This window comes from Pseudomonas sp. LBUM1656, from assembly GCF_059716065.1.
This window is the reverse complement of record NZ_CP166800.1, coordinates 3,209,418-3,220,731: the sequence shown is the minus strand read 5'-3', so window position 1 is coordinate 3,220,731 and position 11,314 is coordinate 3,209,418. Positions and strand designations below refer to the sequence as shown.

The following is an 11,314-nucleotide window of genomic DNA, read 5'->3' as shown; positions in this document are numbered from 1 at the left end:
GAGCAACCGGCTGCTAAGCTTCTCAAGCACCCTCAAACCTTCTGCGATCACTTATAGGCAGGACACTCATGAGTAACCCCCAAGGTCAGGCTGAACCGCATTCCGCTGGCTGGCGCTTCAAAGTAGGCATCGCAATTATTTGCGTCATGTTGGGTTCATGGCTGATGGTGCCGATCGCCGCGGCGCTCGACATTCCAGGTTCAAGAGTCGCCGCGCTGACCGGCGTTTTGTTCATCAGCAATAAAGTCCTGCTGATCCTCGTCATTGCGGTCATGGGCAAGGCCGGGTTCCAGCAGTTGAAGAGCAAGCTGTTCGGTTATGTATCCGGGCTGGCGCCGACGATGGATACCGAAGTAGGTCCGATCCGTCATCGGATCGGTATTGTAATGTTTTGCCTGCCGCTGATCTCGGCCTTTCTTGAACCCTACATCGACACCTTCTGGCCTGGCCTCAGACCCAACCTGTGGCAACTGCAGGTGTTGGGCGACGCGATGCTGATCGGCAGCTTTTTCGTGCTGGGGGGCAATTTCTGGGAGAAGGTGCGGGCGTTGTTTATCCGCACGGCAAAGGTCGTCAATCCAGACACGGTGTGAGGCCTGCCTGCTAGCGCGAAATGATCCCGTGATCGATCGCGTATTTGACCAAGGCCGCAGGCTTGTCGATGTTGAGCTTGCGGCGGATGCTCAGGCGATGGGTTTCTACGGTGCGCACGCTGATGTCCAGCTCGCGGGCCATTTCCTTGTTGTTCAACCCCTGGGCCATTTTGTACAACACCTGGCTCTCGCGGGGTGTCAGCTCGTTGTCGGTGCTTTTGTCGGCGATCAGCCGCTGGGCAATTTCGGCGCTGTAGAACGTGCCGCCACTGGCAATGGCTTCGATGGCCGCAATGATTTCCCGCGACGGTGAGTTTTTCAGCACATAGCCGCTGGCACCGGCGCGAACCGATTCACTCACGTATTCATAATTGTCGTACATGCTCAGCACCAGCACCTTCAGCGCCGGGTACTGGCTGCGCAGCACGCGGGTCAGCTCGAGTCCGTTCATGTCGCGCAGGCTGATGTCGACCAGCAACAAGTCTGGCTGGCATCGCCCGACCATCTCGATGGCATCCGCGCCACTCTCGGCTTCGCCTACCACTTCCAGGGGCGCCATGACCGCGAGCAGCGCTTTGATCCCGTCGCGGACCAGGGAGTGATCGTCGACCAGGGCGACGCGGATCGGGTAGGGCAGGTTCATCGCGGGTATTCACTCTTGTTGTAATGGGGTGAGTCAGCGTTTTGCGCCGGGCATTTTCATCGGCAGCAACACGTCCAGCTCACTTCTTCCGGGCATCGATATCAGGTCGAAACGCCCGCCAAAATGTTCGACACGCTCACGGATGTTACGCAGGCCGATGCCCGCATGGCGACGTTCGACCTGGGCGACGTTGAAACCGACACCGTCGTCGACCACCGTCAGCCGCACAGTTTCTTCCGACCCGTGCAGGGTAATCGAAACGTTTTTAGCCTGCGCATGGCGTTCGATGTTGGTCAGGCCTTCTTGCACAATCCGGAACAACGAGACCGCCGCGCCATCCACCAGATCGCAGTCGAATTCATTGTCGTCGTAGGTCACGGTGAGGCCGCTGCGTTGCTCGAATTCTGCGGCAAGTTGCCCAATCGCCGCCGGCAGGCCCAGGGTGTCGAGCAGCGACGAACGCAGGTCGTGAGAGAGGCTGCGAACCTCGCCAATCGCATCGCCGAGGCGCGTCGTGGCGTCTTTTAGCGTGCTCAGACCTTTGTCCTGCGCCTGGTCATTCTCCAGCAGCAGACTGGCCAGTTCGAACTGAAACTTGATGGAGACAAGCACCTGACTGATGCCGTCGTGCAGCTCCCGGGAAACCCTTGATCGTTCTTCTTCCTGGAGGCTGACGATCCGTTGGGTCAGGCGCTGAAGCTTTTTGTCCGCCAGGCGATGCTCGCTGACGTTAAGCGTCATGCCGCTGGCGAAGACAAACAGCACGGCCACCAGCGCGACGGCGGCAATCGCCAGCATGGTCTTGCGAATGCCGTGGGCCACTTCGTCGCGGGCCTGCTGGGTGGCGCGTTCAACGTCTTCCAGGTAGATGCCGGTGCCGAGCATCCAGCCCCAACGGTCAAGCATCACCACATACGCGAGTTTGTCGGTCACCTGGCCAGAGGAGGGCTTGTTCCAGGCGTAGCGTTGGAAACCTTCGCCGGATTGCGCGCTTTTGAGCAACGCTTGAATCACCGGTAAACCCTGCGGGTCCTTCATGTCCCACAGGTATTTGCCCACCAGTTCCGACTGGCGCGCATGCATCAGGCTGCGACCTTCGCGGTCGTAGACGAAGAAGTAGCCATTGATGCCAAAGCTGAGCTTGCGCAGTTCTTCCAGCACCTGTTGCTGGGCGTGCGCGTCACCGTGGCCGTCGTCGTACAGCGGTGCAATCAGGCTTTGCGCCATTTCCACGTAGTTTTTAAGTTCGGCACGCTTGCTGGCCAGAATGCTGTCTTCGATCAACTGCGCCTGTTGATCGCCGAGTTGGCGATTCAGGGAAATCACCAGCGCGCAGATCACAGCAATTGCCAACACCAGCGGCAGAATCCCGAGCGCGACGATTTTGTGTTTGAGCTGCATCTTGGCTCCTGACCGGACCGAGGGAAGGCGAAGGCCGGAATCATATGCCAAAGATACGCGGCTCCAGTAGCGGTGCTGGACGGAATGACCTGCGGTTTTCTGGGCGACACTGAATTGTAGGAGCCGGCTTGCTGGCGATCCAGGCGGCGCGCTGTATCAGTCCCGCCGCTATCGCCAGCAAGCCGGCTCCTACAGATTGTGTGCGCCTACGTAGAACTACGTAGATGCCACGTACGTAGTAACGCGGATTTATTTGTAGACGGCATGCGGGGATATTGGGCCAGCTCCGCACCGCGGACACAATTATAAAAATTACCGCCGCAGTCACTGGCTGTCGGCAGGAGACACGCTATGCCCCGTCTGGCTAAACACCTCGCCTGGTTTGCCGTGGCTGTCCTGGGAGCGTTTGCGCTAAGTGTCGTGGCCCTGCGCCGCGGCGAAGCGATCAACGCCCTGTGGATCGTAGTCGCAGCCGTCGCTATCTACCTCGTTGCCTACCGCTACTACAGCCTGTTCATCGCCACCAAGGTGATGCAACTCGACCCCAATCGTGCCACGCCCGCCGTCATCAACAACGATGGCCTGGACTACGTGCCGACCAACAAACACGTACTTTTCGGTCACCACTTCGCGGCCATCGCCGGTGCGGGTCCGCTGGTCGGTCCGGTCCTGGCGGCGCAAATGGGCTATCTGCCCGGCACGCTGTGGCTGATCGCCGGGGTGGTGCTGGCCGGTGCGGTTCAGGACTTCATGGTCTTGTTCATGTCCACCCGCCGTAATGGCCGTTCCCTGGGCGACATGGTCCGTGAAGAAATGGGCCGCATCCCTGGCACCATTGCGCTGTTCGGCTGCTTCCTGATCATGATCATCATCCTGGCGGTGCTGGCGCTGATCGTCGTGAAAGCCCTGGCCGAGAGCCCGTGGGGGATGTTCACGGTGATGGCAACCATCCCGATCGCGATGTTCATGGGCATTTACATGCGCTACATCCGCCCGGGCCGCATTGGTGAAATCTCCATTGTCGGTGTGTTGTTGCTGTTGGGTTCGATCTGGCTCGGTGGGCAGATTGCCGCTGATCCGGTCTGGGCCAAAGCCTTTACCTTCAGTGGCGTACAGATCACCTGGATGTTGATCGGCTACGGTTTTGTCGCCGCGGTATTGCCGGTGTGGCTGATTCTGGCGCCGCGTGATTACCTGTCGACCTTCCTGAAAATCGGCACCATCGTGGCTTTGGCGATCGGTATTCTGGTCACCATGCCCGACCTGAAAATGCCGGCACTGACCCAGTTCATCGACGGCACTGGCCCAGTGTGGAAAGGCGGGTTGTTCCCGTTCCTGTTCATCACCATCGCCTGCGGCGCGGTCTCCGGTTTCCACGCGCTGATTGCGTCCGGCACCACGCCGAAGCTGTTGGCCAGTGAAGGCCATGCCCGCTACATCGGTTACGGCGGCATGCTGATGGAATCCTTCGTCGCCATCATGGCCATGGTCGCGGCTTCGGTGATTGAACCTGGCGTGTATTTCGCCATGAACAGCCCGGCAGCGCTGGTGGGCTCCGATGCTGTTTCGGTTGCTCAGACCGTCAGCAGCTGGGGCTTTGCAATCACCCCGGAAGCGCTGCAAGCGGTGGCCAAGGACATCGGTGAAACCACGATTCTGGCCCGTGCCGGTGGCGCACCAACGTTGGCGGTCGGTATCGCGCAGATCCTGCACCACGTTCTGCCGGGTGAAAACACCATGGCATTCTGGTACCACTTCGCGATTCTGTTTGAAGCACTGTTCATCCTGACCGCAGTCGACGCCGGTACCCGTGCCGGACGCTTCATGCTGCAGGATTTGCTCGGCTCGTTCGTGCCCTCCCTGAAACGCACCGAATCCTGGACCGCCAACCTGATCGCAACCGCCGGTTGTGTGGCGATGTGGGGTTATCTGTTGTACCAGGGCGTGATCGATCCACTGGGCGGCATCAACACCTTGTGGCCATTGTTCGGCATCTCCAACCAGATGCTGGCCGGTATCGCGCTGATGTTGGCGACCGTCGTGCTGATCAAAATGAAACGCCAGCGCTACGTCTGGGTGACCATGTTGCCAGCCGTCTGGCTGCTGATCTGCACCACCACCGCAGGCTTCATCAAGCTGTTCGACGCCAACCCGGCGATCGGTTTCCTGGCCCTGGCCAAGAAGTACAGCGACGCGCTGGCCAACGGTCAGATCCTCGCCCCGGCCAAAAGCATCGATCAAATGCACCACGTGATCTACAACGCCTACACCAACGCAACGCTGACCGCGCTGTTCCTGCTGGTGGTCTTCAGCATTCTGTTCTTTGCGCTCAAGGTCGGTATCGCCGCCTGGGGCACCAAGGAACGTACGGATAAAGAAGCACCGTACCAGGCGCTGCCGCAAGCGTGACGGAGGAGGGCGCCCATGTTCAATGACCTGAGTCGTCTCGGCAAATACCTCGGTCAGGCCGCGCGCCTGATGGTGGGCATGCCGGACTACGACACCTACGTCGAACATATGCAGAGCAAACACCCGGACAAACCGGTGATGAGCTACGAGGTGTTCTTTCGGGAACGCCAGGAAGCGCGTTACGGCAGCAAGGCTGGACCGAAGTGTTGTTGAAGAACGGCACTTAGGTAACGGGTCGCTCTCATGGAGCCCGGATGACCCGCGATAGCGATCTCAAGATCGTCATCGCGGGTCATCCGGGCTTTTTCTTTGCCCGCGCCGTGGTCGCACTACTTGATTGCTCTCCGGCGAGGCATACGCTTTCGCCAGCGGCTATGCTGTTTTTCAGCCATTCAATGCGCGGATGCCGTGCCTTCAATTCATCGGGCTGCCCAACAGGGGGCCACCGAGTTATGAGCGACTTCAATGTTTCGCCCCCGGTCCCGGAGCCGGGGCGTATTGCACCGCGGGTGAAGGCGGGCGATCAGACCGGTTGGAGTCGCTGGATGCCAGGACTGCTGACGCTGCGCGGATACCCGATTGCCGGGCTGCGGCACGACATCATGGCCGGGCTGGTGCTGACCACGATGTTGGTGCCGGTGGGCATCGCCTACGCGCAAGCTTCAGGCCTGCCCGGCATTTATGGTCTTTACGCGACCATCGTCCCGTTACTCGCTTACGCGTTGTTCGGGCCCAGCCGGATTCTCGTATTGGGCCCGGACTCTTCATTGGTTGCGGTCATCCTCGCCGTCGTCCTGCCACTCTCCGGCGGTGATCCGCAACGCGCAGTCGCCCTGGCGGGCATGATGGCCCTCGTGTCGGGAACGGTCTGCGTCCTGGCTGGGATCGCGCGCCTCGGCTTCGTCACCGAGTTGCTGTCCAAACCCATCCGCTACGGGTACATGAACGGAATAGCGCTGACCGTACTGATCAGCCAACTGCCGAAACTCTTCGGCTTTTCGATCGAAACGGACGGACCGCTGAGAAACCTGTGGGCCATCGCCACAGCGGTCATGGGGGGCGAGATTAACTGGGTCGTGTTCACGGTCGGCCTGTCCACCCTGGCTGTCATCTTGCTCCTCAAGGGCCAGAAACGTGTGCCGGGCATTCTGATTGCCGTGGTCGGGGCGACCGTCGCCGTGGGTGTACTGGACCTCGCCGAGCGGGCAAATGTATCGATCCTCGGTTCCCTCCCGCAGGGTTTGCCGTCTTTTGCCATCCCCTGGATCACGACCGCCGATATCGTCCCCGTGCTGATCGGTGGCTGCGCCGTGGCCCTCATTTCGTTCGCGGACACCAGCGTACTTTCCCGTGTCTATGCCGCCAGGACTCGCACGTATGTCGACCCGAACCAGGAAATGGTCGGGCTTGGCATCGCCAACCTGGCCGCCGGGTTCTTTCACGGGTTTCCCGTGTCCAGCAGTTCGTCGCGCACTCCCGTGGCCGAGGCCGCCGGTGCCAGAACCCAGTTGACCGGAGTCGTCGGGGCGCTGTGTGTCGCCTTCCTGCTGATGGTGGCGCCGAACTTGCTGCACCATTTACCCACCAGTGCACTGGCGGCTGTCGTCATTGCGTCGGCCATCGGCTTGATCGAGGTCAGCGACTTGCGGCGCATTTATCGCATGCAACGCTGGGAGTTCTGGCTGTCGATCGCCTGTACGGTGGGCGTTGCCGTGTTCGGAGCGATTGAGGGCATTGGCCTGGCCATCGTGATTGCTGTCATCGAGTTCCTGTGGGATGGCTGGCGTCCGTATTCTGCCGTACTCGGTCGCGTGGAAGGTCTCAAGGGCTACCATGACATCCAGCGCTATCCCGAGGCGCGCCTTATTCCCGGGCTGGTCCTGTTTCGCTGGGATGCACCGCTGTTTTTCGCCAATGCCGAACAGTTCCAGGACCGGGTGCTGAATGCCTTGGCTGCATCGCCGACGCCAGTGCGTTGGCTGGTCGTGACTGCGGAACCGGTCACCAGCGTGGACGTGACCTCGGCTGACATGCTGGTTGAACTGACCGAAACGTTGCACGCCGCTGGCATCGAACTGTGTATTGCCGAAATGAAAGACCCGGTCAAGGACAAGCTCAAGCGGTTCGGACTCTTCGCGCAGTTGGGCGAACAGGCGTTTTTTCCAACAATAGGCGCCGCCGTCGACAGCTATTTGCTGACCCACCCGGTGGATCGGCAAGCAGAGGCTCGATGACGGTAGACAGTTGCGCCATGGACTAGACTGACGCGGTTGGTTCACGGCGATAAACGTAAGAGGCACTCGTGAGGTCTTGGTGATGGCAAAGGACAAGAAACGCGCCAAAAAAAGCGACGACAGCGTAAAGATGTCAAACAAGGACTACCTGAGCGAACTGCGCCGACTGCATGTCGAGGTCGTGAAGCTGCAGGAGTGGGTCAAGGAAAAGGGCATCAAGATCTGCATTGTCTTCGAGGGCCGCGACGGGGCGGGCAAGGGCGGGACCATCAAGGCCCTGACCGAACGGGTCAGCCCGCGGATCTTCCGGGTGGTGGCGCTGCCTGCGCCGACCGACCGGGAAAAAAGCCAGATGTATGTGCAGCGCTACCTGCCGCACCTACCGGCGGCGGGCGAAGTGGTGATCTTCGATCGCAGTTGGTACAACCGTGCGGGCGTCGAGCGGGTGATGGGGTTCTGCACCAAAGAGCAGGTCGCCGGTTTCCTCAAGGCCATCCCCCTGGTGGAGCGCGCCATCGTCGATTCGGGCGTTATCCTGCTCAAGTATTGGCTGGAAGTCAGCCCTGAGGAACAGACTCGCCGGCTTGAGGAACGCATCAAGGATGGGCGCAAGATCTGGAAGCTGACGGCCATGGACCTGAAGTCCTACAGCCGCTGGTATGACTACTCCCGCGCACGCGATGACATGTTCAAGTCGACGGATACCGGACATGCCCCATGGCTGGTGGCCAACTCCAATGACAAGCGGCGGGCGCGCCTGAACATCATCACCGATTTGCTCAGCCGTATTCCCTACGAGGAGGTGCCGCGCGAGAAAGTGAAGTTGCCTAAACGGCAGCGGCCGGGGGGCTACCGTGAACCGAATTACCCGCTCAAACAGGTCGCTGAGAAGTTCTGACGATTGTCATGAAATGAAAAGCCATTGTCGTCTGATGAGAAGCGTCTCATCAGGCGGCGACCTACAGTCCAGTCAGCGTAAATCGACGCATTGCAGACTGGAGAATAAGAAAACATGGCCAAAGCCGTCCGCTTCTACGAAACCGGTGGTCCCGAAGTCCTTCGTTATGAAGACGTCGAGGTCGGGGAACCTGGCCCGGGCCAGGTTCGTCTGCGTCATGTGGCCGTCGGCCTGAACTATGCCGACACCTACTTTCGCAATGGCACTTACCCGATCCCGCTGGCTAACGGCATGGGCGTTGAAGCCTCCGGCGTCGTACAGGCCGTGGGCGAGGGCGTTACCCACGTCGAAGTCGGCGATCGCGTCACCTACACCGGTTTTCTCAATACGCTGGGCGCCTACAGCACCGAGCGCCTGATCGCGGCCGCGCCGCTGATCAAACTGCCGGAAACCATCAGCTTCGAAACCGCTGCGGCCATGACCATGCGCGGCCTGACGTCGTCGTACCTGATGCGGCGCATTTACGATTTCAAGGTCGGCGACAGCATTCTGCTGCATGCCGCCGCCGGTGGTGTGGGTCTGATCGTTTCGCAGTGGGCCAAGCTGTTGGGGCTGACGGTCATCGGCACGGTCTCCACGGACGTCAAAGGCGAAATCGCCCGCGCCCATGGCTGCGACCATGTCATCAACTACAGCCATGAAGATGTCGCCCAGCGCGTGCGTGAACTGACTGAAGGCGTCGGTGTCAACGTGGTGTTCGACAGTGTGGGCAAGAATACTTTCATGGGCTCCCTGGACTCCCTCAAGCGGCGCGGCCTGATGGTGTGCGTGGGCACGGCTTCCGGTCCGATCCCGGCCTTCGATCCGGTCATGCTGGCGATGAAGGGCTCGCTGTTCCTGACGCGCCCGGCCCTGGCCGACTACATCGCCGATCCTGCGGAAAAAGCCGCGCTGGCGAGCGAGCTGTTCGATCACGTCGGCAGCGGTCGCATCAAGATCGAGATTAACCAGCACTACGCTTTACAGGACGCCGTGCAGGCCCATCGCGACCTGGAATCACGCAAGACCACCGGCTCGTCGATTTTCGTCATTTAAGGGAGCGGCCTGCCATGAAAGTCGAACAATTGACCTGCAACATCGGCGCGGAGCTGATCGGCGTCAACCTCGCCGACGCGATCCATGACGACGGTCTTTTTGCCGAGATTCGTGCCCAGTTGCTCACGCATCGGGTGGTGTTTTTGCGCGACCAGAACATCAGTCGTGCAGAGCACGTGGCCTTCGCCCGTCGTTTCGGTGAACTGGAGGATCACCCGGTGGCCGGCAGCGACCCCGATTACCCTGGTCTGGTGCGCATCTACAAGAAGCCGGACCAGCCGATGGACCGCTACGAAAATGCCTGGCACACCGACGCAACCTGGCGCGAGGCGCCCCCGATGGGCTGTGTGCTGCGTTGCGTGGAATGTCCACCCGTGGGCGGCGACACGATGTGGGCGAACATGGTCGAAGCCTACGAAAACCTGCCTGATGATGTGAAGTCGAAGATCGCCGACCTGCGCGCCCGGCACAGCATCGAGGCCAGCTTTGGCGCGGCCATGCCGGTCGAAAATCGCCTGGCACTCAAAGCCATGTACCCGGATGCAGAACACCCGGTGGTGCGCACCCACCCGGAAACCGGGGAAAAGGTGCTGTTCGTCAATGCCTTCACCACCCATTTCAGCAACTACCACACCCCCGAGCGCGTGCGCTTCGGCCAGGACGCCAACCCGGGCGCCAGTGAATTGCTGCGTTACCTGATTAGCCAGGCGTACATCCCCGAGTATCAAGTGCGCTGGCGCTGGAAGCCCAACAGCATCGCGATCTGGGATAACCGAAGCACCCAGCACTACGCGGTCATGGATTACCCGCCGTGTCACCGCAAGATGGAGCGTGCCGGGATCATCGGCGACACGACTTACTGATCGACCCCTCTGCATTCGCACTCGTCACTGCGCCCACCGGGCACGATTCCGGCTGGGCGGATAACCAATAAGAACAGGAGTAACCCATGCAATTCTTCGACGATTCCCTGCACCCGGAAAACATGGAAAAGGTCGTCATCACCGTGGCTCCGTACGGCCCGGAATGGATGCCGGAAGACTTTCCCGAAGACATCCCGCTGACCATGGACGAGCAGGTGCAGAAGGCGGTGGATTGTTATGAGGCCGGTGCAACTGTTTTGCACCTGCACGTGCGCGAACTGGACGGCAAGGGCTCCAAGCGTCTGTCCAAATTCAACGAGTTGATCGCCGGTGTGCGTGAAGCCGTGCCGGACATGATCATCCAGGTCGGGGGCTCGATTTCCTTTGCGCCCGAAAGCGATGGTGAAGCCGCGAAATGGCTGTCTGACGATACGCGACACATGCTGGCCGAGCTGACGCCAAAACCCGATCAGGTCACCGTGGCGATCAACACCACCCAGATGAACATCATGGAACTGCTCTATCCGCAATACCTGGAAGGCACGTCCCTGGCGAACCCCCTTATTCAGGCAGCGTACAGCGAGATGACCGTGCCGGCAGGCCCGGCCTGGGTCGCCGAGCACCTCAAGCGTCTGATGGACAACGGCATCCAGCCGCACTTCCAGCTGACCGGCATGCATGCCATGGAAACTCTTGAGCGCCTGGTGCGCAAGGGCGTCTACAAGGGCCCGTTGAACCTGACCTGGATCGGTATCGGCGGCGGTTTCGATGGCCCCAATCCGTTCAACTTCTTCAACTTCATCCACCGCGCGCCAGACGGTTGCACCCTGACCTCCGAGTCGCTGCTCAAGAACGTCATGCCGTTCAACACCATGTCGATGGCCATGGGTATGCACCCGCGTGTGGGCAATGAAGACACTATCATTGATCACAAGGGCGATCGTTTCGGCTCGATTGCGCAGATCCAGCAGACTGTGCGCATCGCCCATGAACTGGGTCGCGAAATCGCCACCGGCAAAGAAGCCCGTGAGATCTACCGCATCGGCGTGCAGTACCAGAGCATTGAAGAAACGCTGCTCGCCAACGGCATGTCCCCCAACCGCAAGGCTGGGCAGAAAGGTGTGCCGCAACGCGGCTGATCGGCAGACAAAGGGGGAGGCCAGTGGCCTCCCGCTCAC

At 60.3% G+C, this 11,314-nt stretch carries 10 protein-coding genes; 8 read left to right on the top strand and 2 right to left on the bottom strand.

The annotated features are described in order from the left end of the window. The first annotated feature begins 68 nt into the window (after positions 1-68). Positions 69-593 carry a transporter suffix domain-containing protein gene (locus tag ACA072_RS14625; RefSeq protein ID WP_497624921.1) on the top strand — a complete coding sequence of 175 codons (525 nt, stop codon included), beginning with the start codon at positions 69-71 and terminating at the stop codon, positions 591-593. A gap of 10 nt (positions 594-603) precedes the next feature. On the opposite strand, the gene ACA072_RS14620 is transcribed toward ACA072_RS14625, so the two are convergent. Further along, positions 604-1,236, bottom strand: a complete 633-nt coding sequence (locus tag ACA072_RS14620) for a response regulator (RefSeq protein ID WP_497624920.1) — start codon at positions 1,234-1,236, stop codon at positions 604-606. Positions 1,237-1,269: 33 nt separating this feature from the next. Beyond that, positions 1,270-2,637 carry a cache domain-containing protein gene (locus ACA072_RS14615; RefSeq protein ID WP_497624919.1) on the bottom strand — a complete coding sequence of 456 codons (1,368 nt, stop codon included), beginning with the start codon at positions 2,635-2,637 and terminating at the stop codon, positions 1,270-1,272. A gap of 351 nt (positions 2,638-2,988) precedes the next feature. Here ACA072_RS14615 and ACA072_RS14610 point away from each other — a divergent pair, with 351 nt between their 5' ends. The 7 genes from ACA072_RS14610 (at position 2,989) to ACA072_RS14580 (ending at position 11,275) form a co-directional block, all read left to right on the top strand. Next, the gene (locus ACA072_RS14610; RefSeq protein ID WP_497624918.1) at positions 2,989-5,046 is read left to right on the top strand and encodes a carbon starvation CstA family protein; all 2,058 of its coding nucleotides are present in this window, start codon (positions 2,989-2,991) and stop codon (positions 5,044-5,046) included. 15 nt (positions 5,047-5,061) lie between these two features. Next, positions 5,062-5,259, top strand: coding sequence for a YbdD/YjiX family protein (locus ACA072_RS14605; protein ID WP_109631600.1), 198 nt, complete (start codon positions 5,062-5,064; stop codon positions 5,257-5,259). Positions 5,260-5,498: 239 nt separating this feature from the next. After that, positions 5,499-7,280, top strand: a complete 1,782-nt coding sequence (locus ACA072_RS14600; protein WP_497624917.1) for a SulP family inorganic anion transporter — start codon at positions 5,499-5,501, stop codon at positions 7,278-7,280. Between the two features lie 82 nt (positions 7,281-7,362). After that, positions 7,363-8,178 carry a polyphosphate kinase 2 gene (gene ppk2, locus ACA072_RS14595; RefSeq protein ID WP_497624916.1) on the top strand — a complete coding sequence of 272 codons (816 nt, stop codon included), beginning with the start codon at positions 7,363-7,365 and terminating at the stop codon, positions 8,176-8,178. Between the two features lie 114 nt (positions 8,179-8,292). Next, complete coding sequence (locus ACA072_RS14590) at positions 8,293-9,273, top strand: quinone oxidoreductase family protein (protein WP_497624915.1); 981 nt, start codon at positions 8,293-8,295, stop codon at positions 9,271-9,273. 14 nt (positions 9,274-9,287) lie between these two features. Beyond that, positions 9,288-10,136 (top strand): TauD/TfdA dioxygenase family protein, encoded by an 849-nt coding sequence (locus tag ACA072_RS14585; protein ID WP_497624914.1) that lies wholly within the window; start codon positions 9,288-9,290, stop codon positions 10,134-10,136. Positions 10,137-10,222: 86 nt separating this feature from the next. Then, positions 10,223-11,275 carry a beta-keto acid cleavage family enzyme gene (locus ACA072_RS14580; protein ID WP_497624913.1) on the top strand — a complete coding sequence of 351 codons (1,053 nt, stop codon included), beginning with the start codon at positions 10,223-10,225 and terminating at the stop codon, positions 11,273-11,275. Positions 11,276-11,314 lie beyond the last annotated feature (39 nt).

Bases quoted from the DNA above. Each gene is read 5' to 3' on its own strand.
- ACA072_RS14590 (WP_497624915.1), top strand. From the start codon at position 8,293: ATGGCCAAAGCCGTCCGCTTCTACGAAACCGGTGGTCCCGAAGTCCTT.
- ACA072_RS14605 (WP_109631600.1), top strand. From the start codon at position 5,062: ATGTTCAATGACCTGAGTCGTCTCGGCAAATACCTCGGTCAGGCCGCG.
- ACA072_RS14610 (WP_497624918.1), top strand. From the start codon at position 2,989: ATGCCCCGTCTGGCTAAACACCTCGCCTGGTTTGCCGTGGCTGTCCTG.
- ACA072_RS14600 (WP_497624917.1), top strand. From the start codon at position 5,499: ATGAGCGACTTCAATGTTTCGCCCCCGGTCCCGGAGCCGGGGCGTATT.
- ACA072_RS14580 (WP_497624913.1), top strand. From the start codon at position 10,223: ATGCAATTCTTCGACGATTCCCTGCACCCGGAAAACATGGAAAAGGTC.
- ACA072_RS14620 (WP_497624920.1), bottom strand. From the start codon at position 1,236: ATGAACCTGCCCTACCCGATCCGCGTCGCCCTGGTCGACGATCACTCC.
- ACA072_RS14615 (WP_497624919.1), bottom strand. From the start codon at position 2,637: ATGCAGCTCAAACACAAAATCGTCGCGCTCGGGATTCTGCCGCTGGTG.
- ppk2 (WP_497624916.1), top strand. From the start codon at position 7,363: ATGGCAAAGGACAAGAAACGCGCCAAAAAAAGCGACGACAGCGTAAAG.
- ACA072_RS14585 (WP_497624914.1), top strand. From the start codon at position 9,288: ATGAAAGTCGAACAATTGACCTGCAACATCGGCGCGGAGCTGATCGGC.
- ACA072_RS14625 (WP_497624921.1), top strand. From the start codon at position 69: ATGAGTAACCCCCAAGGTCAGGCTGAACCGCATTCCGCTGGCTGGCGC.